This is a genomic window from Allobosea sp. P1_A7, assembly GCF_056406775.1.
Genome location: NZ_JBFTZN010000152.1, coordinates 1 through 25,487, shown reverse-complemented (window position 1 = coordinate 25,487; position 25,487 = coordinate 1). Strand labels below are relative to the sequence as shown.

Annotated in this window: 24 protein-coding genes; 10 read left to right on the top strand and 14 right to left on the bottom strand. The window is 65.4% G+C overall.

Going from position 1 to position 25,487, the window contains the following annotated elements; genetic code table 11:
- Together AC1D34_RS23575 and AC1D34_RS23570 are read right to left on the bottom strand one after the other, a co-directional pair.
- A partial coding sequence (locus AC1D34_RS23575; protein WP_476825482.1) for a DEAD/DEAH box helicase occupies positions 1-1,152 on the bottom strand: 1,152 nt, incomplete at its 3' end.
- Positions 1,153-1,342: 190 nt separating this feature from the next.
- On the bottom strand, positions 1,343-1,552 hold the full coding sequence (locus tag AC1D34_RS23570) for a cold-shock protein (RefSeq protein WP_043233725.1): 210 nt from the start codon (positions 1,550-1,552) through the stop codon (positions 1,343-1,345).
- Positions 1,553-1,913: 361 nt separating this feature from the next.
- Between AC1D34_RS23570 and AC1D34_RS23565 the strand changes: the two genes are divergently transcribed.
- A complete protein-coding gene (locus AC1D34_RS23565) occupies positions 1,914-2,057 on the top strand; it encodes a hypothetical protein (protein WP_476769646.1) in 144 nt (47 codons plus the stop codon).
- A 3-nt stretch (positions 2,058-2,060) separates the two neighbouring features.
- Here the strand turns inward: AC1D34_RS23565 and AC1D34_RS23560 are convergent, their stop codons facing one another.
- From AC1D34_RS23560 to AC1D34_RS23545, 4 genes are all read right to left on the bottom strand, one after another.
- On the bottom strand, positions 2,061-2,765 hold the full coding sequence (locus AC1D34_RS23560; protein WP_441488999.1) for an HAD-IA family hydrolase: 705 nt from the start codon (positions 2,763-2,765) through the stop codon (positions 2,061-2,063).
- A gap of 3 nt (positions 2,766-2,768) precedes the next feature.
- Positions 2,769-3,590 (bottom strand): alpha/beta fold hydrolase, encoded by an 822-nt coding sequence (locus AC1D34_RS23555; RefSeq protein WP_441488998.1) that lies wholly within the window; start codon positions 3,588-3,590, stop codon positions 2,769-2,771.
- Positions 3,591-3,721: 131 nt separating this feature from the next.
- Entirely contained in the window at positions 3,722-6,406 is a 2,685-nt protein-coding gene (ppdK, locus tag AC1D34_RS23550; RefSeq protein ID WP_476825481.1) for a pyruvate, phosphate dikinase, read from the bottom strand.
- A 176-nt stretch (positions 6,407-6,582) separates the two neighbouring features.
- A complete protein-coding gene (locus tag AC1D34_RS23545) occupies positions 6,583-7,080 on the bottom strand; it encodes a YcgN family cysteine cluster protein (RefSeq protein ID WP_441488996.1) in 498 nt (165 codons plus the stop codon).
- A 267-nt stretch (positions 7,081-7,347) separates the two neighbouring features.
- On the opposite strand from AC1D34_RS23545, the gene AC1D34_RS23540 reads away from it, so the two are divergent.
- Genes AC1D34_RS23540 through AC1D34_RS23530 form a run of 3 tightly spaced genes read left to right on the top strand, consistent with a single transcriptional unit; the run spans position 7,348 to position 10,799 of the window.
- Positions 7,348-9,573: a transglycosylase domain-containing protein gene (locus AC1D34_RS23540; protein ID WP_476825480.1), complete on the top strand. Its 2,226-nt coding sequence runs from the start codon at positions 7,348-7,350 to the stop codon at positions 9,571-9,573.
- 12 nt (positions 9,574-9,585) lie between these two features.
- Positions 9,586-10,161 (top strand): DUF1214 domain-containing protein, encoded by a 576-nt coding sequence (locus AC1D34_RS23535; protein ID WP_476825479.1) that lies wholly within the window; start codon positions 9,586-9,588, stop codon positions 10,159-10,161.
- 59 nt (positions 10,162-10,220) lie between these two features.
- Positions 10,221-10,799, top strand: a complete 579-nt coding sequence (locus AC1D34_RS23530; RefSeq protein WP_476825478.1) for a DUF1254 domain-containing protein — start codon at positions 10,221-10,223, stop codon at positions 10,797-10,799.
- Here the strand turns inward: AC1D34_RS23530 and AC1D34_RS23525 are convergent, their stop codons facing one another.
- Complete coding sequence (locus AC1D34_RS23525) at positions 10,800-11,594, bottom strand: hypothetical protein (protein WP_441488992.1); 795 nt, start codon at positions 11,592-11,594, stop codon at positions 10,800-10,802.
- Complete coding sequence (locus AC1D34_RS23520) at positions 11,591-11,800, bottom strand: hypothetical protein (protein WP_441488991.1); 210 nt, start codon at positions 11,798-11,800, stop codon at positions 11,591-11,593. Before AC1D34_RS23520 ends, AC1D34_RS23525 begins: the two co-directional genes overlap by 4 nt.
- Positions 11,801-12,000: 200 nt before the next feature.
- On the opposite strand from AC1D34_RS23520, the gene AC1D34_RS23515 reads away from it, so the two are divergent.
- A complete protein-coding gene (locus AC1D34_RS23515; protein ID WP_476825477.1) occupies positions 12,001-12,981 on the top strand; it encodes a DUF2336 domain-containing protein in 981 nt (326 codons plus the stop codon).
- A 22-nt stretch (positions 12,982-13,003) separates the two neighbouring features.
- Here the strand turns inward: AC1D34_RS23515 and AC1D34_RS23510 are convergent, their stop codons facing one another.
- Positions 13,004-13,339 carry a DUF1491 family protein gene (locus AC1D34_RS23510; RefSeq protein WP_069877409.1) on the bottom strand — a complete coding sequence of 112 codons (336 nt, stop codon included), beginning with the start codon at positions 13,337-13,339 and terminating at the stop codon, positions 13,004-13,006.
- Positions 13,340-13,435: 96 nt separating this feature from the next.
- On the opposite strand from AC1D34_RS23510, the gene AC1D34_RS23505 reads away from it, so the two are divergent.
- Complete coding sequence (locus AC1D34_RS23505; RefSeq protein WP_476825476.1) at positions 13,436-13,750, top strand: hypothetical protein; 315 nt, start codon at positions 13,436-13,438, stop codon at positions 13,748-13,750.
- A 222-nt stretch (positions 13,751-13,972) separates the two neighbouring features.
- Here the strand turns inward: AC1D34_RS23505 and AC1D34_RS23500 are convergent, their stop codons facing one another.
- Positions 13,973-15,796, bottom strand: coding sequence for a PAS domain-containing sensor histidine kinase (locus AC1D34_RS23500; protein WP_476825475.1), 1,824 nt, complete (start codon positions 15,794-15,796; stop codon positions 13,973-13,975).
- Between the two features lie 327 nt (positions 15,797-16,123).
- Here AC1D34_RS23500 and AC1D34_RS23495 point away from each other — a divergent pair, with 327 nt between their 5' ends.
- Positions 16,124-16,399, top strand: a complete 276-nt coding sequence (locus tag AC1D34_RS23495) for a hypothetical protein (protein ID WP_441488986.1) — start codon at positions 16,124-16,126, stop codon at positions 16,397-16,399.
- Between the two features lie 110 nt (positions 16,400-16,509).
- A complete protein-coding gene (locus AC1D34_RS23490; protein WP_441488985.1) occupies positions 16,510-16,935 on the top strand; it encodes a SufE family protein in 426 nt (141 codons plus the stop codon).
- A 276-nt stretch (positions 16,936-17,211) separates the two neighbouring features.
- Here the strand turns inward: AC1D34_RS23490 and AC1D34_RS23485 are convergent, their stop codons facing one another.
- On the bottom strand, positions 17,212-17,628 hold the full coding sequence (locus tag AC1D34_RS23485) for a Ros/MucR family transcriptional regulator (protein WP_043233741.1): 417 nt from the start codon (positions 17,626-17,628) through the stop codon (positions 17,212-17,214).
- 471 nt (positions 17,629-18,099) lie between these two features.
- Here AC1D34_RS23485 and AC1D34_RS23480 point away from each other — a divergent pair, with 471 nt between their 5' ends.
- A complete protein-coding gene (locus AC1D34_RS23480) occupies positions 18,100-20,226 on the top strand; it encodes a S9 family peptidase (RefSeq protein ID WP_476825474.1) in 2,127 nt (708 codons plus the stop codon).
- Here the strand turns inward: AC1D34_RS23480 and AC1D34_RS23475 are convergent, their stop codons facing one another.
- Positions 20,227-21,621, bottom strand: coding sequence for a DUF308 domain-containing protein (locus AC1D34_RS23475; RefSeq protein ID WP_476825473.1), 1,395 nt, complete (start codon positions 21,619-21,621; stop codon positions 20,227-20,229).
- Positions 21,622-21,947: 326 nt separating this feature from the next.
- On the opposite strand from AC1D34_RS23475, the gene AC1D34_RS23470 reads away from it, so the two are divergent.
- Positions 21,948-22,547 (top strand): superoxide dismutase, encoded by a 600-nt coding sequence (locus AC1D34_RS23470; protein ID WP_069877416.1) that lies wholly within the window; start codon positions 21,948-21,950, stop codon positions 22,545-22,547.
- A 72-nt stretch (positions 22,548-22,619) separates the two neighbouring features.
- Here the strand turns inward: AC1D34_RS23470 and AC1D34_RS23465 are convergent, their stop codons facing one another.
- Together AC1D34_RS23465 and AC1D34_RS23460 are read right to left on the bottom strand one after the other, a co-directional pair.
- Entirely contained in the window at positions 22,620-24,281 is a 1,662-nt protein-coding gene (locus AC1D34_RS23465; protein WP_441488981.1) for a methyl-accepting chemotaxis protein, read from the bottom strand.
- Positions 24,282-24,451: 170 nt separating this feature from the next.
- Positions 24,452-25,282 carry a ChbG/HpnK family deacetylase gene (locus AC1D34_RS23460; RefSeq protein ID WP_441488980.1) on the bottom strand — a complete coding sequence of 277 codons (831 nt, stop codon included), beginning with the start codon at positions 25,280-25,282 and terminating at the stop codon, positions 24,452-24,454.
- Positions 25,283-25,487: the final 205 nt, after the last annotated feature.

The window sequence follows — 25,487 nt, the reverse complement described above, 5'->3', positions numbered from 1 at the left end:
CTTCTTGGGCGTGCGGCCATCCCAGTGCGGCACCTCGCCGACCGGGGTCAGCGAAACGCGGGTCAGCTTCTCGATCGCCGCCAGATCGCCGCGCTCTTCCGGGGTGCAGAAGGCAATGGCGACGCCGGTGGCGCCAGCGCGCGCGGTGCGGCCGATGCGGTGGACATAGGTTTCGGCCACGTTCGGCAGGTCGAAATTGACGACATGGCTGACGCCGTCGACATCGATGCCGCGCGCCGCGATATCGGTCGCGACCAGAATGCGCAGTTCGCCATCACGGAAGGCACCAAGAGCGCGCTCGCGCTGGCCCTGGCTCTTGTTGCCGTGGATGGCCGCCGACTTGATGCCGGACTGCTCGAGCTGGCGCACGACCTTGTCCGCACCATGCTTGGTGCGCGTGAACACGATCGCGCGCTCCATCTCCGGCACGCCGAGCGTCTTCGCCAGCAGCGCCGGCTTGTGGCCGGGATCGGTGAAGATGACGCGCTGCTCGACCTTCTCGGCAGTCGTGGCAACCGGCGTCACCGCGACCTCGACCGGATTGGTCAGATAGGCCGAGGCGATCTCGCGGATCTGCTTCGGCATGGTCGCCGAGAACAGAAGCGTCTGGCGCTTGGCCGGGATCAGCGTCRCAATCCGGCGCAGGGCATGGATGAAGCCGAGATCAAGCATCTGATCGGCCTCGTCGAGCACCAGGAACTCGATCTCGCGCAGCGAGACTGCGCGCTGGTCGACGAGATCAAGCAGGCGGCCGGGCGTGGCGACGAGGATGTCGACGGTCTGGCCAAGCGCACGGATCTGCTTGCCGACTGGCACGCCGCCGAAGATCACGGCCGATTTGACCGTGGTGAACTGGGCGTAGGTGCGGATGCTGGTCTCGATCTGCGCCGCAAGCTCACGCGTCGGGCTCAGGATGAGTGCGCGCACCGAGCGCGGCTGCATGCGCCGGGGGTTGTTCAGCAACCGGTGCAGCATCGGCAGCGAGAAGGCGGCCGTCTTGCCCGTGCCCGTCTGGGCCGCGCCGAACAGATCCTTGCCTTCGAGAATAGGGGGGATGGCCTGCGCCTGGATGGGCGTCGGCTTGGAATAACCTTCAGCCGCGAGCGCCTTGAGAAGCTGCTCGGCGAGGCCGAGGTCTGTAAATTGTGTCAAAACAGGTCTTTCTGAAGCCGAAACGCAAGGGGCGCATGTGGAAACCGGCTGCGCCACCGAATGGGTTCGGCATTGAAGTACGTCATTCCGCCCGGCGAACCGCTAGCCACTGCGCCGAAAGGTATTGTTGCAAAGGTATCGATAGCGAGAGCCGGGAGAGTGCGAGCACCCTCCCGGTCAGTATTCAGCCTCAGGCGACGACGAGGTTGCCGGCCGAGGACTTGCCGGTCTTGCGATCGGCGATCAGCTCGAAGGAGACGACCTGACCATCGCGAAGTTCGCGCAGACCAGCACGTTCGACAGCGCTGATGTGGACGAAAACGTCCTGGCCGCCGGCCTCAGGAGTGATGAAGCCATAGCCCTTGGTGGTGTTGAACCACTTCACGGTGCCCTTGTTCATAGGGTAGTCCTTACGTTTCAGATCCGCGTTCGTATGTGRAAGACACGACTTGACGCGCGGACGCCTCGCCGTGGCCTTGATAACGATGTGTGGTGGATCTGAATCGTGCCCGCCGACCGGGAAATCCCGCGCGGAGGATTGGCCAGAACCCGGCCGCATCTCGTCTTACATGGGCGGCACTAGCATAAATTGCAATGYGGGTCCAGCGCAGCGCCCTGATGCGCAACGCCCCCCTTCCCGGCATCCGCGCAAGACGGGAGCATCGGGGAAGGCGGCCCGCGGAGGCCCGCTCTGCGTCGAGGCTGCATCCCTCGACCCGTCGCATCAACGTCTTCGTGGGCGTGCCGACAGAATAACCGCAATGAGCGATGTCAATCGGCAGGCCGAACTCTTTGCCGATCTGGTCTTCGAACGGGGACTGCTCGCTTGCGCCCTGGAACGGATGCCTTCCGGGCCGCTCCTCAGCTTTGACGCGGCGGATGGTCCGACCAGGGGCCGTCGCTAGCGCTCATTCGATCTCGCCCAGAAGCCCGACGAGGCCGCCAAGATCCGCCAGGCGGCGATAGCGCTGCTCCGCGACCGGTTCCTCGGCATGTTCGAGCACCCAGGTCAGCTCATGCGGCACATGCACGGCCCAGGCCCCCGCCTGCAGCGCCGGCACGATGTCCGACTTCAGCGAGTTGCCGACCATCATCGCATGTCTCGGCCCGTCACCATGACGCGCGAAGATGCGCTCATAGGTCGTGACACTCTTGTCGCTGACGATCTCGACCGCCTGGAAGAAATCGCCCAGCCCCGACTGGGCGAGCTTGCGTTCCTGATCGAAGAGATCGCCCTTGGTGATCAGTACCAGCCTGTATTCGGAGGCCAGCGCCTCCAGTGTTTCCTGCGCCCCCGGAAGCGTCTCGACCGGATGCGCCAGCATCTCGCGCCCGGCGGCAAGGATTTCGGCGATGACGGAAGCCGGCACATTACCGCTTGTGACCTCGATCGCGGTCTCGATCATCGAGAGCGTGAAGCCCTTGATGCCAAATCCGTAGAAGCCGAGATTGCGACGCTCGGCGTCCAGCAGCCTGCCGGAGATTTCGGCGGCTTCGCCGTGCTCGCCGAGCAGGGCGACGAAACGCTCCTCCGTCAGCCGGAAGAACTGCTCGTTCTGCCAGAGCGTGTCATCGGCATCGAAGCCGATCGTGGTAAGCGCGCGAGACGGCACGGTTCAGCCCTTCAACTCGGATATGAAGCGGTCGAGCTCGGCATTGAAGCGCGCCGCATCCTCGAAATAGACGGAATGGCCAGTTTCGGGAACGCTGACGAAGCGGCCCCTGGGAGCATGGGCAGCGACCGCCGCGACGCCACAAGGCGGGACGACGAGGTCGTCGGCGCCGGAAAGGAACAAGGCGGGACAATCGAGTGCGGCGAGGTCGGCCGGCGGGCGGTTGCGCGCCTCCCAGATGCGTTGCCGAACCAGCGCCTTGTCCAGACCTGCATTGATGCGGTCGATCGATTTGTAGAGTTCGTAGAGCGCCGGCAAGCGTTTCGCGAAGGCTTCGCCGCAGGCCGGATGGATGCCGCTCCTGGCCCAACGCGGCAGTGTCTCATCGACACGCTGCTGCCAGGCCGCGAGTTCGCTCGAGATATTCCTTCCGGCCTTGCCGAAATCGAGCGTGCCGGTGGTGCAAGCCATGACGAGCCCGCTCACCCGACCGGGGTTCGCCAGCGCATAATCCACACAACTCCAGCCGCCCATGGATTGCGCGACCAGAACCGGCCGCTCCAGCGACAGATGGGAGATCAGCGCGGCGAGGTCGCCGGCATAGTCTGCCGGATCGGGGCCGCCGGCCACCGGCTCCGACGGCGCGAAACCGCGATGCGCGAAGGTGACGCAGCTGTACTGCGGACTGAAATGAGCGACCTGCTGCCACCAGGACAAATGATTGCCGCCCAGTCCATGAGCGAAGACGATGGGCGGGCCAGAGCCCGTGACCTCGTAATAGAGCTTGCCGAAGGGGCGGGAGAGTTGGCCGATACGCGTCTGCATGGCGCGAAACTAGACCGGCGGCCGTTCTCGCGGCAATGCAGGATTGTCGGTCTCAGGCCGAGCATGGCGCAGGCCCGGGACCGACGTCCAGGAGATGGTCGGCTCGAGGCCGACCATCAGGATCTCCCTGCTCAGGCGTCCTTGGCCTTGATCGCGCCCAGTGCGGCTTGCGCCGCGGCCAGGCGTGCGATCGGCACCCGGAAGGGCGAGCAGGAGACGTAGTCGAGACCGATGCTCTCGCAGAAGCCGATCGAGGCCGGGTCGCCACCATGCTCGCCGCAGATGCCCAGCTTGATCCGCGGACGGCTCCGGCGACCGCGCTCGACCGCGAGCTTGACGAGTTCGCCGACGCCCTCCTGGTCGATGGTGACGAAGGGGTCGAATTCCAGGATGCCCTTGGCGGTATAGGAGCCGAGGAAGGAACCCGCGTCGTCACGGCTGATGCCGAGCGTGGTCTGGGTCAGGTCATTGGTGCCGAAGGAAAAGAATTCGGCGCTCCGGGCGATCTCCTCGGCACGCAAGGCGGCGCGCGGCAGCTCGATCATCGTGCCGACCTGGTAGGTGAACTCGGTCTTGCTCTCGCCGATCACGGCCTTCGCCATGGCGTCGATGCGGGCCTTGACGAGGTCGAACTCGGCGACGCCCATCACCAGCGGCACCATCACCTCCGGGATGACCGGCTTGCCGGTCTCGCGCGCCGCGATCACGGCCGCCTCGAAGATGGCGCGAGCCTGCATCTCGGCGATTTCAGGATACGCTACCGCCAGCCTGCAGCCGCGGAATCCGAGCATCGGATTGAACTCGTGCAGCTCGGCCGCCCGGCGCCGGAGCACGTCCGGCGTCACCGCCATGGCGCGCGCCACCTCGGCGATCTCCTCGTCGGTATGCGGGAGGAACTCGTGCAGCGGCGGATCGAGCAGCCGGATCGTGACCGGCAGGCCCTGCATGATGGTGAAGAGCTCGACGAAATCCTGCCGCTGCATCGGCAGGAGCTTGGCCAGCGCGTCGCGCCGTCCCTTGTCGTCGCCGGCGAGGATCATCTCCCGCATCGGCAGGATGCGATCCTCGTCGAAGAACATGTGCTCGGTGCGGCAGAGTCCGATGCCCTCGGCGCCGAAATCACGGGCAGCGCGGGCATCGCGCGGCGTCTCGGCATTGGCACGGACCTTGAGTCGCCGAACCTTGTCGGCCCAAACCATCAGCGTGCCGAAATCGCCGGAAAGCTCCGGCTGCTGCATCTTGACCTCGCCAAGCAGAACCTGGCCGAGGGTGCCGTCGATCGTGATGAAATCGCCGGCCCGCAGTGTGGTCGGCCCCACGGTCATCGTGCCCTTGGCATAGTCGACCCGGATCTGGCCGGCGCCGGAGACGCAGGGCTTGCCCATCCCGCGCGCCACGACCGCCGCATGCGAGGTCATGCCGCCACGCGTGGTCAGGATGCCTTCGGCGGCATGCATGCCGTGGATATCTTCCGGGCTGGTCTCGACCCGGACCAGGATGACCTTGCGGCCCGTCTTCTTGGCAGCCTCGGCATCGTCTGAATTGAAGACGATCTCGCCGGCCGCCGCACCGGGCGACGCCGGCAGGCCGGTCGTCAGCACGCGGCGCTCGGCCTTGGGGTCGATTGCCGGGTGCAGGAGCTGCTCGAGAGCGCCAGGCTCGACGCGGCCGACCGCCTCCTCCTCGCCGATCAATCCCTCCTGCGCCAAATCGACCGCGATCCTGAGCGCGGCCTTGGCGGTACGCTTGCCGGACCGGGTCTGCAGCATCCAGAGCTTGCCCTCCTGGATGGTGAACTCCATGTCCTGCATGTCGCGATAATGCTTCTCGAGGATGCCGTAGATCCGGCAGAGCTCGGCATAGGCCGCGGGCATCGCCTTCTCCATGGAAGGCTTGTCCGAGCCGGCGGCCTGACGCGCCACCTCGGTGATGTCCTGCGGAGTGCGGATGCCGGCAACGACATCCTCACCCTGCGCATTGATCAGAAACTCGCCATAGAGCGCGTTCTCGCCGGTCGAGGGATTACGGGTGAAGGCGACGCCGGTGGCCGAGGTCTCGCCCATGTTGCCGAAGACCATCGACTGGACATTGACGGCCGTGCCCCAGGAGGCAGGGATACTGTTGAGTTCGCGGTATTTGATCGCGCGGGCATTCATCCAGGACGAGAACACTGCGCCGACCGCGCCCCAGAGCTGCTCCTGCGGCTCCTGCGGGAACTCGGCACCGAGCGCCTTCTTCACGATGTCCTTGTAACGACCGACAAGCACTTTCCAGTCATCGGCCGAGAGATCGGTATCGAGATGCAGGCCCTTGCGCTCCTTGTAGTCCTCGAGCGCCTCCTCGAAATGGCCGTGATCGACGTCGAGCACGACGTTCGAATACATGGTGATGAAGCGGCGATAGCTGTCCCAGGCGAAGCGGGCGTCGCCCGAGGCCTTCGCCACGGCCTCGACGGTGACGTCGTTGAGGCCAAGGTTGAGGACGGTGTCCATCATGCCTGGCATCGAGGCGCGAGCGCCGGAGCGCACCGACACCAGAAGCGGATTGGCAGGATCGCCGAAGAGCTTGCCGGTGAGACGCCCCATCTCGGCAAGCGCAGCCTTCACCTGCCCGGCGAGATCGGGCGGGAAATTCTTGCCGTTATCGTAATAATGGGTGCAGACCTCGGTGGTGATCGTAAAGCCGGGCGGAACCGGCAAGCCCAGATTGCTCATCTCGGCGAGGTTCGCACCCTTGCCGCCGAGCAGGTTCTTCATGCCCGCTTCACCCTCGGCCTTGCCGTCGCCAAAGGTGTAGACCCACTTCCCACCAGCCATCACAACTACCTCTTCATCCAGCCGGGCTCAGCAACGCGCCGGCGATCCAAAAGTTTCATGCGAAGCGCCGCCGGCAGAGACAGCCGGCAGCAGGGACGGGCGAGGTCATGCCGAAAAGCGGATGAACAATCAATGAGCGAGGCTGCAGCAGAATTGCTGCAGATCTGCGACGTTCCTCAGCCACGCGAAGGGTTGCGCGCCGCGCGCGGCCAACGCAGCGGCCAATTGACGATACGTTCGGGCAGGTCGTCCTCATCCACGTCATCTTCACTGGCGAAGACCCGGCCGCGCACGGAGACGCCGGCCGCAACGACCGTCTCCGGGTCGCCAGACACCAGCGGATGCCACCAGGGCAGGTCACGCCCCTCCCCGACCAGCCGATAGGCGCAGGTCGGCGGCAACCAGGGCAGCGTGCGAACGTCTTCCGGGGTCAGCGTCACGCAATCGGGAACGAGCGTCGAGCGATGGGAGTAATCCTTGCACCGGCATGTCCCGGCGTCGAACAACCGGCAGCCGATATCGGTCGCGTGGATGCGACCGGTATCGTCGTCCTCGAGCTTCACCAGGCAGCAGCGCCCGCAGCCGTCACAGAGCGATTCCCACTCCTGCGCGGTCATCTCGTCGAGCGTCTTGCTAAGCCAGAATGGCTCTGGCCGGATGGGTGCGTCCGTCATGAAGGCGCTTATGCGCCCTCGTGGAGTTCGTGGGAAGCGCCGCGATGCCGCGCATCCCAGCTGCGCATCGATCCGGGCGGACTGTTTCGCTATGGCACGGATCGTCTGGCGCGAAACCTGCTGTTCATCTGCTTAAAGGATGACGCTGGCCTTCCCGTGCGCGAAGGTCGATCCTATGTCCCTACCAAGGGGCACTTTGGGTTGCCAACACCATCCGGTCGCGGCAGGAGATAACCGCAGTTTTTCGTCAGGGTGGCCCGGGCGGCGATGGAGTTCAGGAAGGCAAACTGGACGACCCGTCTCAAGCGCTTCGCGCTTGCCGTCGATTCATGGATCGACGACACGCTCTGGGGCGCAGGCCGTCGCGCGGGCGAAGCCTATGAACGTTTGCGCAGCTATGCCGACCGGCTGACGGTCTCCGGCGGCAAGCGGCTCGCAGCGGAGTTCGCGAGCGAGGGCCTGAATGTCGGGATCGCCGGCGCTCTCGTCATGCTCATGCTCGCAATCCCGGCCTTCCACGAGGGCCGCGAGGAGGCCCTCAAGCATCAGGTCTTCGCGGTGACATTCCTGGACCGATACGGCTCCGAGCTCGGTCATCGCGGCGCGCGCCATGACGATTCGCTGAAGCTCGAGGAACTGCCGGACCATCTCATCAAGGCCGTCCTGGCAACCGAGGATCGGCGCTTCTACGACCATTTCGGCATCGACATCTTCGGCACTTTTCGCGCGATCACCGTGAACGCGCGCGCCTCGGGCGTGGTTCAGGGCGGCTCGTCGCTGACCCAACAGCTCGCCAAGAACCTCTTCCTGAGCAATGAGCGGTCGCTCGACCGCAAGATCAAGGAAGCGTTCCTGGCTCTGTGGCTCGAATACAGGCTGACCAAGAACGAGATCCTCAAGCTCTATCTCGACCGCGCCTATATGGGCGGCGGCACCTTTGGCGTGGCGGCTGCGTCAGAATATTATTTCGGCAAATCCGTGAAGGATGTCAGCGTTGCCGAGGCCGCCATGCTGGCAGGACTGTTCAAGGCGCCGACCAAATATGCGCCGCATGTCAATCTGCCGGCAGCCCGTGCCCGCGCCAATGACGTACTGAACGCGATGGTCGATGCCGGATTCATGACCGCGGGCCAGATCGACAGCGCGAAGCGCAACCCGGCCACCCCGGTCGACCGCAAGCGCGACGTCAGCCCCGATTACTATCTCGACTGGGCCTTCGAAGAGGTTCGCAAGCTGGCTGATGAGGGCAAGATCGGCCCGGACCGGGTCCTGACCGTCAAGACGCCGCATGATCCGGCGATCCAGGATCGTGCCGACCACGCGATCGAGACGATCCTGCGCCAACACGGCCCGGCCTATCATGCGAAACAGGCGGCGACCGTGGTGATGGACCCCGACGGCGCCGTGCGCGCGATCGTCGGAGGGCGCGACTATGGTGCGAGCCAGTTCAACCGCGCGACGGCAGCAAGGCAGCCCGGCTCTTCGTTCAAGCCGTTCGTCTATGCGGCAGCACTCTCCGCGGGGCTTTATCGTCCTAACACGATCGTGACCGACCGCCCGGTCTGCATCGGCAACTGGTGCCCGAACAATTACGGACGCTCCTATGCCGGGTCGATCCCGTTGACGGTGGCGCTGGCGAAGTCGATCAACACGATCCCGGTGCAGATGTCGATCGCGATCGGCCGCGCCACCGGCGAGACCCACGAGGCGCGCGCGGCACGCATCGGCCGGATGAAGATCATCGAGACGGCGCACGCCATGGGCTTGACCACGCCGCTGACCGACACGGTCTCGCTGCCCATCGGCGCAGCCGAAGTCACGGTCATGGATATGGCCGCAGGCTATTCCGTGTTCGCCAATGGCGGGCTGCGGGCCAAGCCCTATGCCGCGATCGATATCCATAATTCGCAGGGCGAGCTGATCTACCGGCATGATCGCGACGACGGCACCGGCAAGCGCGTGCTGAGCGTCCAGGTCGCGCAGGACATGAACTTCATGCTGTCCAAGGTTCCGACCGAAGGTACCGGGCGTCGCGCCGCGCTCGACGGCGTCGTCACGGCCGGCAAGACGGGCACCACCAATGGCTACAAGGACGCCTGGTATGTCGGCTATTCCGGCAATCTGGTCGGTGCGGTGTGGTTCGGCAACGACGACTCGTCGGAGACGGCGAATATGACGGGTGGTTCCCTGCCGGCAATGACCTGGAAGGAGATCATGCAGTTCGCCCATCAGGGGCTGGAGCTGAAACCGATCCCGGGTGTCACGCCTGTGACCGATCCGAAGGTCGCAGCGCTCGCCAAGGCCAATCCTCCGGCAACCGATGCCGCAGCGCTGGGCGCCGGCGCAGGACATATGCCGCGTCAGTCCTTCGAGGTTCTCTCGGCGGTCGGCGCGATGTTCCGCACGATTGAGCCGGCGCGGGCGGCAGGACGGACGGCCCAGGCCGGCATCCAGGACCTGACGCCACCGGGTGGCGCAAGCCGCATCCGCTGAACAGGCTTAGCCGTGCGCCTCCTCACGCTCTCCTACATCATCGCACTCGGTGCCGGGCTCGGGCTCGCTTCGGCGCATTATGCCGTCGCGGAGCGCCCTCCGCTCGGACGGCTGCAGGTCGGTTCATGGACCGCCTGGCCGCGCAGCGGCGGGCGCGATGTCGATCCCTATATGCGGGCCTATCTGGCCCGTGGCGTGCATCTGCCGCTTGGCTCCGGCGAAGGGCTCGAGTTGATCGCCGAACGCGACGAGAGCGGCCAGGTGCTCGACGGGCGCTGCCGCTATCTCGTCACCGGAACGACGCCGACGACGCGAGGCTGGACACTGAACGTCACGGACGCCGATGGCCACGCCTTTCGCCTGCCGCTCGAACGCAGCGGATTCACCGATGCCGAGATCGTGCGCGACGAGAGCGCCGGTGTCCGGGTGATCGCCGGGACGACGCCGGAGGCGGGGAACTGGCTGCCATTGCCCATTCGCGGGCGGTTCCAGTTTCGGCTGAGGCTCTATGATACCCCGATCTCGGGACATGCCAGCGAACTGCGCCCCGAGTCCCTTCCCCGCATCGGCCGGATCGATTGCCGATGACAAGTTTCGAGCCCTCCCACGGAGTTTCCGGCCCGGTCGTCGGGAAGGCAAAGCGGGCGATGAATTGGCGTCTGCGCATCACGACCGCGATCCGCCGCTTCGCACTGGCGACGCTGGCCGGGCTGGTGCTGGCCGGAATCGTCCATATCGTGATCGTGCTGCTGATCCCGCTCTTGTCGGAGCGCGATGCGGCAACGGCCTATGCGGCCTTGGGCGCCGGGGGCCAGGCCGAACTGGTATCGGCGCAGACCGCAGGCCTGCCGGCCCCGCGTGATGCCGACCCTGCCCTGGTGACCGCCGTTTGCAGCTATGATCTGAGTGCCGGCCCGATACGGGTGGTGGCTCGCGTCGGATCACTGCCGCTGGGACTATCGCTGCACCGGCGTGGCGGCGGTGTCGGCTACGCCATCACGGACCGGGCCGCGATCCGCGGGGTTCTGGAATTCGTGGTGATGACCAGCGAACAGCTCGACGAGCGATTGGCACGCGACGAGGAGGGAGAGACCACGCGCGAACTGCGTGTCGTGTCCGACACGGAGCAAGGCCTGATCGTCGCGCGTGTCCTGGCGAAGCTGCCTTCCGACCGGCCCGATGCCGAGGCGATGGCCAAAGGCGTCGCCTGCGGCCTGGCGGATTGATCAGCCCTTGTAGACCACTGGCCTGGACGGCTCGTCACTCCGGAAGGTGCCGATCAGCGGCAACTTGCAGAGGGGCCCGGCCTCGGCCTCGAGCGCCATGATGCTGCGTTCGGCCCTGACCGCGTCGCGCGCGGGCATCTCGACGACGAGATTGGCCAGCGCATAGCGGTAGCTTTCCAGCCGGAAGGCGACACGCTCGCAGACCCAGAGAATCAGGCCTTCATTCTCGATCACGCGCGCCAGGGCCGGATCGTTCTGATCGGGCGGCACGAGAGGCGATGCCTCCAACGTCTTCATTCGGATCCGGTCTGCGGCCACCACCCTGGCTGCATTGCCACGGAACGGCCCGATCAGCAGGCGGTCGGCGTGGGCATCCTCGGCCAGCCGATTGTAGCGCGAGGCCTGCGACCGGAAGGAGCCGGATATCAGAGACCGATGATAATCGGAGATGTTGCTGGACTGAGCGGCTGCCGGCAGGATTCGGGCATGGGCCAGATCGGAGACCTGGCGCTCGAAGACATTGCGTTCATGTGCCGGCATGACGAAGCGCCAGGCGCGATCGCGCAACTGCTCCTCGTCGTCTGTCATATGGAAATACGATACGGCCTCGCCACGTGCGATCGCGGAGCCGAGGCCGATGCTTGGCGCAATCGTATCATTCCAGATACCGGGACGCGGGCGGCCGAAGTCGCCGCTGCCCGGCGCACAGCCCGCTGCCGAGAGGGCCACCGCCAGAGCCCATTGCAGGCTCCCCCTGCCCGCACCAGAACGCATACGCCGCAACAGGAGCATCACGCCGGCTGCCTGACACTCTTCGGAGCGGACTTGGCACGGGACCGGGTGCTCGGCTTGCGCTCCGGCCTGCCGGAAGCGCGCGGCTCCGGCGGGCGCTCGTAGCGAACACCGGTGAAGAACAGGATCGTTCCGGCTTCCCGGGGAATGGCCGGGAGCAGGCCAGCAAGCCTGCGCCGACGCGGCGCGAAAGGAATGACGACGGCCATGATGCGCCTCCTTGGTTGGCGCCTTGGTTGCGGTCGAGGCAGGGAACGGATGGCACGGCGCGGGCCGGCGCCGGCAGCCGAGGCCCTCAAACCGCATCAGGCCCCGACATGGTTAACGCCACATTAACGCGTCGGGCATAAGTTGACGGAAACCACCCGAGTCTCCGACGAGTTGTCAGTATGCCGTCCCGTTTCGGGAGATGGCACTCGCCCTGATTCCCGCCATCGATGAGGACACAGCCATCATCCTGGCGCGCAAGCTTGCCGGATGGCGCCATGCGCAGGCCGATGTCCTGCAGGCGCTCAAGGCACGCGGTGGGGCTGTCCTGTCGACRCTGATGCGCCATGGCGGCCCAGTCTCGCCCTCCGAGCTCGAAGACATTGCAGCCCATGGCGACGCAGCAGCTGCCATTGTCGTTGCCGAACGGGCCGACCTGCCGGCCAAGGCCAGCCTGATGCTGGCGGGTCGGGGCGAGCGGGCAGTCGATCTGGCGCTCCTCGCCAACCCGTCCGCCCCCCTGCCCCGGCCCGTGCTCGACCTCCTGCTCGACCGGGCGCGAGACGATGCCGCCTATGTGCCGGGCCTGCTTGTGCGGCGAGACATCAACAGCGCAGACCTTATCCCGCTCTTCCTGCATGCCGGAGCCGAACGACGCCGCGCCACAATCGAATCGCTTGCGGCGCTGGAGGCGGTCAGCCCATCGGAGAGACGCCCGGCGCCGACGCCGGAGACCTTTGCAGGCTGGCTCGCCACCGCCGAACAGGATCGCGATGGCCTCTTCGGTGCGCTCTCGAGCCAGCTGGGCACGGGCATCCGTCTCGCCGAGGCAATGGCCCGCGATCACTCGCGCGACCTGACGGCACTGACCTTGATCGCCGGTGGCGTCAGCGTCGAGGACGCGACGCGCCTCCTGATCCGGCTTGGCGACGATGCCGCCCATTCGGTGGAGCGCATTTTCGCCCTGGTGGCGCTGATGCGCTCGGTCACCCCAGGGGTGGCCTATCGGCTCGTCATGCAGATATCCGGCGAGAGCAAGGGTCTGTCCAGCCGCACGGGCCAGCACCAACCCCTCCTCGACCCGAGTGGAACGCCTGCCCGTTCCGGCGCCGTCAGGCCCGAAACTCGCTGGGTCCTCGACGAGGTCAGACGCGGACTTCGCGGCGGGCGCGAGCACGGCTGAGCGTTCGTATACGCTGCTGGGGTCAGCCCTCGGCAAGGGCCAGTCTGGGATCGCCCTTCCGGTTCTCGATCTCGACGAGCCAGAGGTCCGGATCGAAACGACGTTCGCGCTCCACCCGTTCCTCAACGCTTAGCGGATCGGAATCGAGAATCAGCTGAAAGCGGCGTGCGCCGCTCTCGTCCGCCAGCGCCTGCGGCGCAGGCCCGTAGAGCGCGGCGGTGCCGTCAAGCCGGTCGAGTTTGACGAAGATCGCCCCGGCCTCGCTGGCACCGCGGCGGCGCAGGACGGCATCGAAGCCGTCGAGTGCCGCCTGCCGCAAATAGGCTGAGACCCAAAAATCGCTGGTAAGACGCGCCATCGTCGGAAGGTACGCGATCTGCCTYAGTTTTCCACGGTGCGGCGCGGCGAAGCCGGCTTGGCAGAAGCCACGCCCCGGATTTCCGCCGGAGGCCGCATGTCGACACCGTTGATCAGATCGGCGATCGGATCTCGGTCACGCACCGGGGCGGGAGCACGCTGTGCGGCCGCCTGGGCCGGCGCAGGGCGCGGGGCCGCATTGACGGATGCCGGTGGACGCGGCGCCGCTTCACGAGCCGCCTGCGTCAAGCCGCCCGGGCGCGAAGGGGGCAATTGCGAGGGCTCCGCCGGAACGGATGCGGCCGGGGCGGGAGCGGCGGCTGCTGCGGCAGGGGCCTGCTCGGTGCGCCGCTCGGCGTTGCGCGGCGACGGGGTGGCCGTCGTGGATTGCGACAGGATTGGCGAGGGATGACGCGCCTTCTGAAACAGGAGCGCGTTCATCAGGATGGCCGCGGCGGCAGCCGAGAACAGGGTCAGGATCAGGCTACGCCCCGGGCGACGCAAGGTTGCGCGCCAGATCCGCGTCAGGAAGGACGCCTTGCGGCGAGCCGGCGGGCCTCGCCTCGCCGGAGCGGACAGGGTCGCGTTCGAGTGAGCGCGGGCTGCGAGTGTGACGGACATGGTCGGCTCTCGATCAGGCAGTCAGACGATAGGGTTCTTTGGTTTCGAAGCCGCGGCGCGGCGCTCGGGCGAAGGTAACGATCTTTGCGGGCTCGGAGGCCTGGGCGACGCCGCCAACCGGCAACCTCACCGAGACGCGCGTGCCGACACCTGGAGCGCTCTCCACCGTCAGGCGGCCGCCATGCAGGCCGACGAGGCCACGCACCACCGACAGGCCGAGACCGGTGCCCTCATAGGCGCGGTCATAGGAGCCCTTGGCCTGGAAGAAGGGGTCGCCCAACCGTGGCAGATCCGCGGCCGCAATGCCGATGCCGGTATCGGACACCGAAAGATCGAGCATATCGCCGTCACGCACCACGGCCAGCGTGACCCGGCCGCCAGCCGGCGTGAACTTGATCGCGTTCGAAAGCAGATTCAGCAGGACCTGCTTCAGCGCACGACGGTCGCCACGCAGCAACGGCAGATCCGGGCCGATGACGCGTTCCAGGGCAACCTTCTCCGCTTCGGCACGTAGCGCCATCAGCCTGCAGCCGTCCTGGGCGAGTTCCGCAAGATCGAGCGGCTCCTGCWCGATCGCCATGACTCCGCTCTCGATCTTGGAGACATCGAGCAAGGTATTGACGACATCGAGCAGGTGATGGCCCGAAGCATGAATGATATTGGCGTATTCGAGGCGCTTGCCAGCATCGAGCAGGCCGTAACTGTCGGTTCCCAGCATTTCCGAGAAGCCGATGATCGCGTTCAGCGGTGTGCGCAGCTCATGGCTCACCGTGGCGAGAAACTGTCCCTTCTCGTCGCTCGCACGGACGGCCTCGGCATGGCCGCGCGCCCGCTCTTCGTCGAGCGCACGACGCGCGGTGACGTCGCGCATGACGCAAACGACCGCAGCCCCGTCCCGCGGCCCGGCATTCGCGACGCGATGCGCCTGCATCTCGAGCCAGAGGGCCACCGGAGAGGACGGCGTTCCCGGCTCGTCCTGGCGCGGCACGAACAGCGTGCGGAAGCAGGCGCTCGCTGTCCCGTCACCGTGCGCGGCATCGCTGAGCGCCTTGAGGAAAAGGGGGCGGTCGGCGACATGGACACGCTCGAGCAGCCCTCGCCCGATCAGCTCGCGCGGCTCTGCGCCCGTCAAGGAGGCCGAAGCCGCATTGGCGAAGACAACGGCGCCGGTCGCATCATGCCAGGTCACGAGGTCTCCAACATGGTCGAGCAGGAGCTGCGCACGCACGCCGGAGGCGCGATGTTCGCGCATATCGTCGTCACGCCGCCACAGGAAGCCGAAGGCAACCACCGCGACATGCAGGATTGCGGCAGCAGCCAATAGCGGCATGGCAGCGGAGACCCAGGGAGCCGGCTCCGCGGACAGGCCGAATGCATGCACGATTGCGACCGAAGCCAGGGCGCCGGCAGCGATGGCGCCGGCGCGGGCAACATAAGCCCGCGAGCCGAAGAACATGGCCTCCGCCGGAATGGCGGCGAGCCACAGCAGGAGTGGCGACGCGATCCCGCCGGTCATACCGGAAAGCGCGACGATCAGGAGCGCCAGCGCTGCGGCCGAAATGCAATGGGCGAGTTCGAGCCGCCCGCTGCGCGAGAGAATGAAGACAGCCAGCAACGGAAGCGTCACCGCAATCAACACAAGCAGTTCAAGCGCGCCCATCGTACCCCGCCAGGCGAGATAGGCCGGAGCCAGGCTCAGGGCCACCGCGCCGAGCGCCAGCCGCGTCAGCATGAAGCGCTCGTGGCGGATGCGCTCAACGGAATTCGGCAGCACCGATGGATGAACCATCGCCGCTACCTGTGTCCTGATCGCCGTCATCGTGATGGGAAAACGCAACGCTCACCTCGGCAGGCCGACTTGCCTGTAACATCCCGATCCTTGCCGAGCCGGGTTTAAGCGGGGTTTAAGGCGATTGCCGACCGAACGCGCCGAACCTGTTCCGCGGAGAGAAATTCGACAAATTGTACAGATAGTTAGAGCAGTTCGGCCGACGAATTCCATCCATTTCGATGTTCGCAGCAGGGTGAACGGAAGCTGAAGATAGAGCAGTGCCTTCGATTCAAATGCATTGCTTACAAATGACGCGATCTTTTGAGATCCGGATCTAGGATGTCTTCGGGATCAGGGGCGAGCCGGCATTGCCGGCAACCGGGGAAACGAGCGATGGCCTATCTTCTGCGCAGCCTGGCGGTGATCGGGGTCATCGCCCTCAACTCACCCGTCCATGGCGGCAAAGCCGAAGATGGCGGCGCGGCTGATACCCTGCGCAACGTGGCGAAGGCTGCGAGCCAGGTCGATGTCAGGACAGTGGCGAATGGCGCCATGGCCGCCCGCGAGGCCGCAGAGATCCTGGCTGGTCTCGATCCGGAAACGCGCTCCCGCTTCCTGGCGCTCACGCTCAGTGCAGCAAACCAGAAACCTCTGGCCACTACCCGCTAGCAGACTCGCACCTATATCTTGAAGGGCGAGCGCTTGACGGGGGGCGCCGGTCGGCCGAAGACGCTCGCCGTTGCCGCCCCGCCCATGGCGCGGCTCCGAGCGGACAGGACATGAGCGCAAGCCTCGACGAGATCATCGCCAATTTCGAGCTGCTCGAAGAGTGGGACGACCGCTACCGGTATCTCATCGAGCTCGGCCGCAGCCTCGTCCCGCTGCCGGAAGAAGCGCATAACGACGACAACAAGGTCCGCGGCTGCGCCAGTCAGGTCTGGCTGGCGGCACGCAGGGAAGGCGGCCCCGGCGCAGGGACGCGCCTGCATTTCCTGGGGGACAGCGATGCCCATATCGTACGTGGCCTCGTTGCGCTGGCACTCGCGATCTATTCGGGCCGCACCGCCCAGGAGATCCTCGCGACGGACGCATTCACGATCTACCAATCCCTCGGGCTCGCAGCCCATCTGACGCCGCAGCGCTCGAACGGCGTGCGCGCGATGATCGAACGCATCAAGACCGATGCCCGCAGGGCGGCCGCCTAAGACTGCTCAAGACCGAATGCTGCGGGCGCAGTGGAGCTGTCGCGCGGCAGGTTAAGCCTCGCCTCCTGCCGCATCCTCATTTGCTTCGCTGGGGGATGTCGGTGCCCCCAGGCAACGGCAGGGACCGATGAGCCGAGGCACGACGCGATTCCCGCCAAGCACGCCGGCAAGCGGCAGCGCCATGAAAAAGGCCGCCGGGAACCCGGCGGCCAGACGAACTGTTTGGTCGCAAGCGCTGCCCGCATTGGTGGCAGCGCCGTCCTCCGCGACAAGCAATCAGCGGCGCTTGCGACGCTGCTGACCCAAGCCCATTTTCTTCGCCAGCTGCGAGCGTGCCTCGGCGTAGTTGGGGGCCACCATCGGGTAGTCGGGCGGCAGACCCCACTTTTCGCGATACTGCTCGGGTGACATATTGTACTGCGTACGAAGATGACGCTTCAGCGACTTGAACTTCTTCCCGTCCTCAAGGCAGATCAGATAGTCGGCCGTGATGGATTTCTTGACCGGAATGGCCGGCTTGGGCGCCTCGGCAGGCACAACCGGCGCAACACCACCAACAACGCGGCTCAGGGCGGCATGCACATCGCTGATCAAAGCGGGCAGTTCGGACGTAGGAACAGAATTGTTCGACACATAAGCGGACACGATGTCCGCGGTCAGCTCGATGAAATCCGAGCCGTCGTTGTCGGTCATGGCGAAAATACTCCTTATGTGTTCTTGGACAAAAAAATCGTCGAATCGGCCTGAACGTCCCGCGACTGAAGCCTTCGTTCTTCCAGCCCAGCAGCTGGTCAAGAGCTGCCCAAGCCAGAATCACAAAAAGCGAGACGACGAGGAAACGGTTTAATGCATAGAAAACACTCTCGCAAGACAATAATCGATCGCATGAATACATTCAAACGCCCGACTTACTGCGCCCACGAACATTGTTCATAGCGTCCGTATTGTGTCGCGGCCATGATCATGCTCGGTCTGGTTGTCTTGCTCGCGCCACACACCGGCCTTACCTGTTCATTGCGCGCGCGAAGTACCCAAGTGTCCTATGCCTCTCCGGATTTGAACTCCGAACCTTCGCGAACATCGCAACAAACGACGTTGACTACGCAACGATACCCAAATCGCCCTCAATCCTTAACGCCATCTTAAGACAGTGCGAGCCCTGCCGTGACCAAACGCCTCCCCTTGCCTCCCCGTGCCGAGAAGCGGCCGGAGACCCGTACCGTTCACGGAGTTGCGCTGAGCGACGCCTATGGCTGGCTCAGGGCCGAGAACTGGAAGGATGTTCTCCGGGACCCCGGCAAACTGCCTGCAGATATTCGCGCCTATCTTGAAGCTGAGAACACCTATTGCGCAGCATTGATGGCACCGACGCGTGCTCTGCAGCGCGATCTGGTCAAGGAAATGCGCGGCCGGATCAAGGAAGACGATGCARCCGTCCCACAGCCGGACGGCGCCTTCCTCTATTATTCGCGCTATCGGCGCGGCGGCGAACATCCTCTGATCTGCCGCAAGCCGCGCATCAGGCCCGAAAAGGGCGAAGCCCGCGAGCAGCTCCTGCTCGATGCCGACGCCGTGGCAAAGGGCAAGGACTTCTTCGAGCTCGGCGACGCGGCCCACAGCCCCGATCACAGCTTGCTTGCCTGGAGTGCAGACGAGGCGGGCTCGGAGCTCCACGACATCAAGGTCCGCGACCTTGCCACCGGAGCGGATCTGGACGACCGGATCACCGACACCACCGGCGACATCGTCTGGGCGCCCGATTCACGCTCCTTCGCCTATGTCCGTCTCGACGCCGATCACCGCCCCTCGCAGGTCTTCCGCCATCGACTTGGCACCGGGATGGACGAGGACGAACTCCTGCATGACGAGCAGGATGCAGGCATGTTCGTCGATATCGACGAGACCCAGTCCGGCCGCTTCCTGCTGATCTCGATCAGCGATCATGAAACCTCGGAGACCCGCTTCGTCGATCTTGCCGCACCGCAGGCTGAGCCGGTCCTGATCGCGCCGCGCGAGACGGGCCGCCAGTACAGCGTCGAGCATCACGGCGACGACTTCCTGATCCTGACCAATGCCGATGCCGAGGACTTCAAGATCGTCTCGGCCCCGCTCGCATCCCAATCGCCGGAGAATTGGCAGGACCTGATACCGCACCGATCAGGCCGCCTGATCCTCAGCCATCTCTGCCTGAAGGATCGGCTCATCCGGCTCGAACGCGAGGATGGCCTGCCGCGCATCGTCATCCGCGACCTCGCCAGCGGCGCCGAGAGCAGCATCTCCTTCGACGAGGAGGCCTATGGTCTCGGCCTCGATGCCGGCTACGAATTCGAAACCGACACGCTGCGCTTCCTCTATGCCTCGATGGCGCGCCCGGCCGAAACCTACGACTACAACATGGCGACGGGAGAGCGGACGCTGCTGAAGCGCCAGGAGGTTCCGTCCGGCCACGATCCGGCGGCCTATCGGGTGCGACGCGTCTTCGCGACGGCGAAGGACGGAGCCAGGGTCCCTGTCTCGCTTCTGCACAGGGCCGRCCTTGCCCTCGATGGTTCAGCGCCCTGTCTGCTCTATGGCTACGGCTCCTACGGCGCGGCCATGTCGGCCTCGTTCCGGACCAATCCGCTCAGTCTGGTCGATCGCGGCTTCGTCTATGCCATTGCCCATATCCGCGGCGGCACCGACAAGGGCTGGCGCTGGTATCTCGACGGCAAGCGCGAGAAGAAGACCAACACCTTCACGGACTTCATCGCGGCAGCCGAGATGCTGGCCGATACCGGCTTTACCGCACGCGGCCGCATCGTCGCGCAGGGTGGCAGCGCCGGCGGCATGCTGATGGGCGCAATCGCAAACATGGCCCCGGAGCTGTTCGCCGGCATCATCGCCGAGGTCCCCTTCGTCGATGTGCTCAACACGATCCTTGACGACACGCTCCCGCTCACCCCGCCGGAATGGCCGGAATGGGGGAACCCCATCCGGGATGTCGAAGCCTTCCACATGATCAAGAGCTATTCGCCCTATGACAACGTCCAGGCGCAGGCTTACCCGCCGCTCCTCGCGATGGGCGGGCTCACCGACCCTCGTGTGACCTATTGGGAACCGGCAAAATGGGTCGCGCAATTGCGCGCGACCATGACCGGCGGCGGGCCGGTCCTGCTGCACACCAATATGGAGGCCGGCCATGGCGGCTCGGCCGGGCGCTTCGACTCGCTGAAGGAGGTGGCGCTGGCCTATGCCTTCGCCATCCACACGATCCGCGAGGGATGGCCGGAGCAAGCAGCCGCCAAGAGCTGATCAACCACCAAGCCTGCTCTTCTCGCTGGCGAGATAGGTCTTGAGCTCGTCCATCGAGGCGAATTTGTATTCGCCATCGGGCGTACGAGCCTGGATGGAACCATCGGCATACATCGTGAAATGCGTGTCGCCGACCTGATAAGCTCCGACGACGCCCTCGTCGGAGGTCGCCGGGCCGGGCGGCTCGGGAACCGTTTCCGTCTCTTCGCCGGAGATTGCCTCCTCGGCTTCATGCAGCGGCTCGCCCTCAGCCTCGGTCTCCTCGAAGACCGGCTCGATCCGAGATTCCGCCTCAGTCGTGTCCGGTTGGACCTCCGGCGCATCCGCACTCTCGACATCCGGCTCCAGCCGTGGCGCTCCGCTGGTCAGCGGCGGCCAGCGCGGTATCGTAGGCTCATCCGCCACTTGCTCGGGCTCGCCAAAAGTCGGCTCACGCCGGCCGAAGGCTGGTGCCATCCAGGCGGCGGCCTCGTCGATCTCGCGATCGCGCTGATCGAACGATGTTTCTCCCACCGGCAGATCGGGCTCCGGTTCGGGCTCGAAATCGGGTTCCGGGCGCTGCGGACCGAACGAGAGATGCTGGCGCAAGGCGCCGAAATCATCGGCTTCCACGGGGGGCTTGGCCTCCTCCGGGCGCGGCCTCTCGACCTGCGGCCACCAGGCTGGCGCTTGAGGCGAACGGAGGTCTTCGTCACCCGCCACAGCGCCCGTGTCGGCGTCCTCGACCTCTCCGGCGGCTTCGTCCTCATGCTGCGTCACGAAGGAAGCGGCAATCGACGGGGTGACAACGTCCGGCGCAAGCTCGGGCAGCACCGCTTCCGTTTCATGCGGCTCATGCAGCTCGGCCGTGGGGGCATCCGCCCTGCCCTTTTCGGGCTCCTCGACCGCGTCAATGGCCTCCTCACGCCGGTCAGCGGGCAGCTCCGAGGGGTGCGTGATCTCATCGAACAGATCGCTGATCACAGGCTCAGGCAAGTCCTGGGCGGCAGCGGGAGCATCCTCAGCGCCACCGCGCATTGAAGCTGCCAGGGCCCCGCCGGCGGCGACAAGGCCGGCCCCTGCTGCCACGGTGCCAAGGCCCGGAAGCGTCGACCGGGCTTCGCCCGGGATCGTCCGTACATCGTCATCCATCTCCACCGATGCCCGCGCCGCGTCAGCGGCGGAAGGCCCGGCTGAGGGCACCGTCCGCGCATCGGCAATCGCCACCCTGACGCGGCGCAGTTCCACCAGGACCCACGACAGGGCAAGCAGGATGATCCCAGCAGCGACAGCCACGCTGCCGGCTATGACCAGGGTGAAGCCGCGCTCGAGCACGAGGTAGGGCCAGCCATTAACGATGGCAGCGATGCCACCGGCAAAGAACCCCAGGCCCAACAGAACGAAGATCGTTATCAACGCAGTACCCTCAGTATCCACCGGAGGCAGGCGGCTTCATCGCCTCTCCGATCATCTTCTAACGTATTGAATAAGAGACTGTTTCACAATTCGCACTGAACTATGCCTGCAAATGGCCTGTTCATTGTGCCCCGTCCCGCATGTTTCGGGCCATTTGCTCCGACGCAATATCATGGCCCACGGCGCGCCAAGCCGGTTGCCGGCCGGAAGCGGGAGGCTTAACTATCGCGTGGAATGGCGGCTGTTCCGCCGGGCTGGCAAGTCCCAAGCCGTTCATGACGAAGCCATTCTCAGCAGTGTGATTTGACAGCCTAAGGAGAGGCCAAATGACCTTTACCCTTCCCGATCTGCCCTACGCCCATGACGCGCTCCAGCCGTTCATGTCGCGGGAGACGCTGGAATATCACCACGACAAGCACCACCAAGCCTATGTCACCAACGGCAACAACGCGATCAAGGGCACCGAATTCGAGGGCAAATCGCTCGAAGAGATAGTCAAGGGCTCCTACGGCAAGAACCCGGCTGTCTTCAACAATGCCGGCCAGCACTACAACCACCTCCATTTCTGGAAGTGGATGAAGCCCAATGGCGGCGGCAAGCTGCCGGGCGCGCTGGAGAAAGCCGTCGTCGATTCGTTCGGCTCCGTCGACAAGTTCAAGGAAGACTTCGTTGCGGCCGGCGTTGGCCAGTTCGGCTCCGGCTGGGCCTGGCTCGAGGTCAAGGGCGGCAAGCTCGCGATCAGCAAGACCCCGAATGGCGAGAGCCCGCTGGTTCACGGCGGCACGCCGATCCTCGGCGTCGATGTCTGGGAGCACTCCTACTACATCGACTATCGCAACCGCCGTCCCGACTACCTCAAGGCCTTCCTCGAGAGCCTGGTGAACTGGGACTACGTTGCTGAACTCTACGACGGCGCCAAGGCCTGACGGCAGCGCAGTCGTGACCCTATGCGACGGGGCCCTTTCGGGCCCCGTTTTGCATTCTTGGCAGGGTGACGGTCAGGCCGCCACGCTGTGCAGGAATTGGTCGACCGTCGCGCGCAGTCGCAATGCCTGGGCCGCAACCTCGCCAGCGGCATCCCGAACCTGCCCCGCAGATTGTCCGGTCTCCTCGACGCTGTCCGCGAGCACGCTGAGATCGCTCGACACCGACAGCGCTGAAGAGCTTGCCATCGCAACGCCGCTGGCAATCTCGCCGGTCGCGATCGCCTGCTGCTCGATCGACGTTGCGACCGCGTTCGTGAAGTTCTCGATCGCGCCCATTCGGTTGGCGATGTTCAAAATGGCGCCGACGACCTCACCGGTCGCCCCCTGGATGGCGCCAACCTGTGTCACGATCCGATCTGTTGCATCCGCCGTCTGCGCCGCAAGACTCTTCACCTCAGACGCAACGACCGCGAAGCCACGCCCCGCGTCGCCGGCGCGCGCAGCCTCGATCGTCGCGTTGAGTGCCAGCAGGTTCGTCTGTGCGGCGATGTCCCGAATCAGATTCACCACCTCGCCGATCGCGCGAGCCGTTTCGTCCAGCGCTTGCACCGAACCCGCGGTGTCGCGCGAGGCCGAGGCTGCCTCGACGATCTCGGTGCGGACATGCCGGATCTGAAACTCGACCTCCCGGATGGCCGCGCCCATCTCTTCGGCGGCCTGTGCGGCGTTCTCGACATTGGCCGAGGCCCCGTGCGAGTTCTGGGCGGCGCGGGCCGCACGTCCCGACGACTCCGCTGCAACACGCGCCAAACCATCCGACGCTTCGCTCATCCGTTCGGCATTGTTCTTGAATGCCTCCAGCGCAGCACCAACCTCGCCCCGGAACAGGGCAATCGATTCGTCGACGCGGCGCTGCTGGTAGCGGCGTTCGGCCTCGGTGACGTGCTGGGCCTCCTGGAGGGCCGCACGCTCTCCCAACCGGACCTTGAGCACGCTGAGCGCCTGCGCGATCGCGCCGATCTCGTCGCTCCGGTCTGCCGCGTCAATCGGTGTATCGAGCTTGCCGTCGGAGATGCTGACGATGGCCTGGGTCATGCTCTTCAGCGGCCGCATCGTGCGCGACAGGGAAACCCAGAGCAGCGGTCCGAGAATGAGCAGGATCAGAACGCCGATGCCGATCGTGACGAACTGCTCAAAGGAGGCCCGCGCATTGAGGCGCGTCTTGTCGAACCGGACGGCGACATAGCCGACCTGCTTCTGGTTCGGCCCAATCCGCACCGAACGAAGCTGGACGAGGTAGACATTATCCTCAAGCTGAAGAGTATCGCGCTCCTTCAAGGCATCCCAGGGCTCGCGCCCAAGTGCCGCCGCCAATGAGCGTGGGGTGAGCGAAAGCCTGCTCTCGGTCGATTCGCCGGCGCTCGCCAGGGCAACGATGTCATCGGCGACGAAGCCGGCATTGAAATCGGGGTCCTGACGCAGCGATTCGAGAATGTATCCCAGTGTCGTGGTGTCACGGGACAGAATTAGCGCCGGAGCGGCATTCGTGACCATGCTGGTCAGCGCAGCGATCTTGTGCTCGAGATCGTCGCGGGTCTGGGCCTGATTATAGCGTGATGCCACGATCACGAGGATGAGGATGGCCGCCGCGACGATGGCAATCGCCGCCCCAGCGATCCTGCTGCCGAGCGAGAGCGAACCGCGTGTTCCAGCCGAGCGCTTCGATGCAACCATCGCGATCGCCCCAGATCGCTTCAACCATGCCATAGCGCCGAGATCTCCGCCGGAGGCTGCAAGGGTAGGATCCGAACGGACCGGTGCTTACAAACTGAGCGATCACGGTAAATTTTCGATTGCGTAGGGTTAGCTTCGCGGCAAAGTTTTTAGCCGGCACCGACCTGTGGTCAAAACAGCTCCGAGAAGCGCGCAATTCTGAAGCCCGGCGGAGGCACGAACGCGGCAAGGGCAGCGTGTTCGAGCGCGCGCGTGGCGATCACCGGATCGAGCCGCGCCAGTTCGTCATCGATATGTCCGGGATGACACATCACAAGATGTGCCGCTCCGGGCGCGATCAGGAAATGGCGCAGATCCGCGCCGAAGTCGCGTTCGGAATCGAATGGCGAAACGCCAGAGAAGCCCCGGTTGACCGGGATCCCGCGCCGCAAAGCCTGCGAGCGCAGGCCCACGGCCAGACCAGCGATCACCAGTGCCTTGCCTACCGCCACCCCGCGCTGGCGGATCGCCCGGGCCGAGTCGGCCGGATCGCGCAGATAGACCGTCCCTTCCGGGTAGCGGCGCTGGATCGCCCGCAGCACCGCTCCGCGGACGCCCGGCAGCACGTGGACGTGCTGATGGCCGTCGACAAAATCCGGTGCGTGGCCCAGCGCGTCCTCGAAGGCTTCGAGCTGACGGCCGATCTCGCCCGCGATCTCGGCGCGGGCTGCGGCCGAGGTCGCCGCCGCCCGCGCGAGATCGCCGAGCCTTGGGAACATGCCCGCTGGCGCGACCCGCTGCATCGGCCCAAGCGGGGCAGCGCAGGTCAGATTGAGATGCAGCCCGAGATCAGCCCTGCCGGAAAAGCTGCCCAGTTCGGAGGCAAGGCGCTGCCAATGCGGCCGGTTTGTCATTGCGCCCGTCGCCGAGAGCTTTCCAAGCGCAAGCAATTCCAGGATCGAACGGCTGACGCCTTCGGTCATGGCAAAATCATCGGCACAAAGAACGAAACGGATCGTCATCGATTTCGTTGTCCAGGGTTCATCCGCGATGGTGTAAGGGGCCCGTCGTAGGACTTGTGAGCACAACAGCTTTACGGTTCTGTGCCCATCGCGTCACCCGTGTCGAGCCCGGCTTCGCCGGAAGGCGGGGCCGGCCCGTCCTGGCCGGATCAAGAGGTCAGTCGTGTCGGAAACTTCGCCCGCTCCCAGCCTCTCAGTGCAGCGC

Bases quoted from the DNA above. Each gene is read 5' to 3' on its own strand.
- AC1D34_RS23555 (WP_441488998.1), bottom strand. From the start codon at position 3,590: ATGCAGACGCGTATCGGCCAACTCTCCCGCCCCTTCGGCAAGCTCTAT.
- AC1D34_RS23540 (WP_476825480.1), top strand. From the start codon at position 7,348: ATGGAGTTCAGGAAGGCAAACTGGACGACCCGTCTCAAGCGCTTCGCG.
- AC1D34_RS23460 (WP_441488980.1), bottom strand. From the start codon at position 25,282: ATGACGATCCGTTTCGTTCTTTGTGCCGATGATTTTGCCATGACCGAA.
- ppdK (WP_476825481.1), bottom strand. From the start codon at position 6,406: ATGGCTGGTGGGAAGTGGGTCTACACCTTTGGCGACGGCAAGGCCGAG.
- AC1D34_RS23530 (WP_476825478.1), top strand. From the start codon at position 10,221: ATGAATTGGCGTCTGCGCATCACGACCGCGATCCGCCGCTTCGCACTG.
- AC1D34_RS23465 (WP_441488981.1), bottom strand. From the start codon at position 24,281: ATGGTTGCATCGAAGCGCTCGGCTGGAACACGCGGTTCGCTCTCGCTC.
- AC1D34_RS23570 (WP_043233725.1), bottom strand. From the start codon at position 1,552: ATGAACAAGGGCACCGTGAAGTGGTTCAACACCACCAAGGGCTATGGC.
- AC1D34_RS23510 (WP_069877409.1), bottom strand. From the start codon at position 13,339: ATGGCGCGTCTTACCAGCGATTTTTGGGTCTCAGCCTATTTGCGGCAG.
- AC1D34_RS23470 (WP_069877416.1), top strand. From the start codon at position 21,948: ATGACCTTTACCCTTCCCGATCTGCCCTACGCCCATGACGCGCTCCAG.
- AC1D34_RS23520 (WP_441488991.1), bottom strand. From the start codon at position 11,800: ATGGCCGTCGTCATTCCTTTCGCGCCGCGTCGGCGCAGGCTTGCTGGC.
- AC1D34_RS23490 (WP_441488985.1), top strand. From the start codon at position 16,510: ATGAGCGCAAGCCTCGACGAGATCATCGCCAATTTCGAGCTGCTCGAA.
- AC1D34_RS23495 (WP_441488986.1), top strand. From the start codon at position 16,124: ATGGCCTATCTTCTGCGCAGCCTGGCGGTGATCGGGGTCATCGCCCTC.
- AC1D34_RS23505 (WP_476825476.1), top strand. From the start codon at position 13,436: ATGTCGACACCGTTGATCAGATCGGCGATCGGATCTCGGTCACGCACC.
- AC1D34_RS23545 (WP_441488996.1), bottom strand. From the start codon at position 7,080: ATGACGGACGCACCCATCCGGCCAGAGCCATTCTGGCTTAGCAAGACG.
- AC1D34_RS23565 (WP_476769646.1), top strand. From the start codon at position 1,914: ATGAGCGATGTCAATCGGCAGGCCGAACTCTTTGCCGATCTGGTCTTC.
- AC1D34_RS23485 (WP_043233741.1), bottom strand. From the start codon at position 17,628: ATGACCGACAACGACGGCTCGGATTTCATCGAGCTGACCGCGGACATC.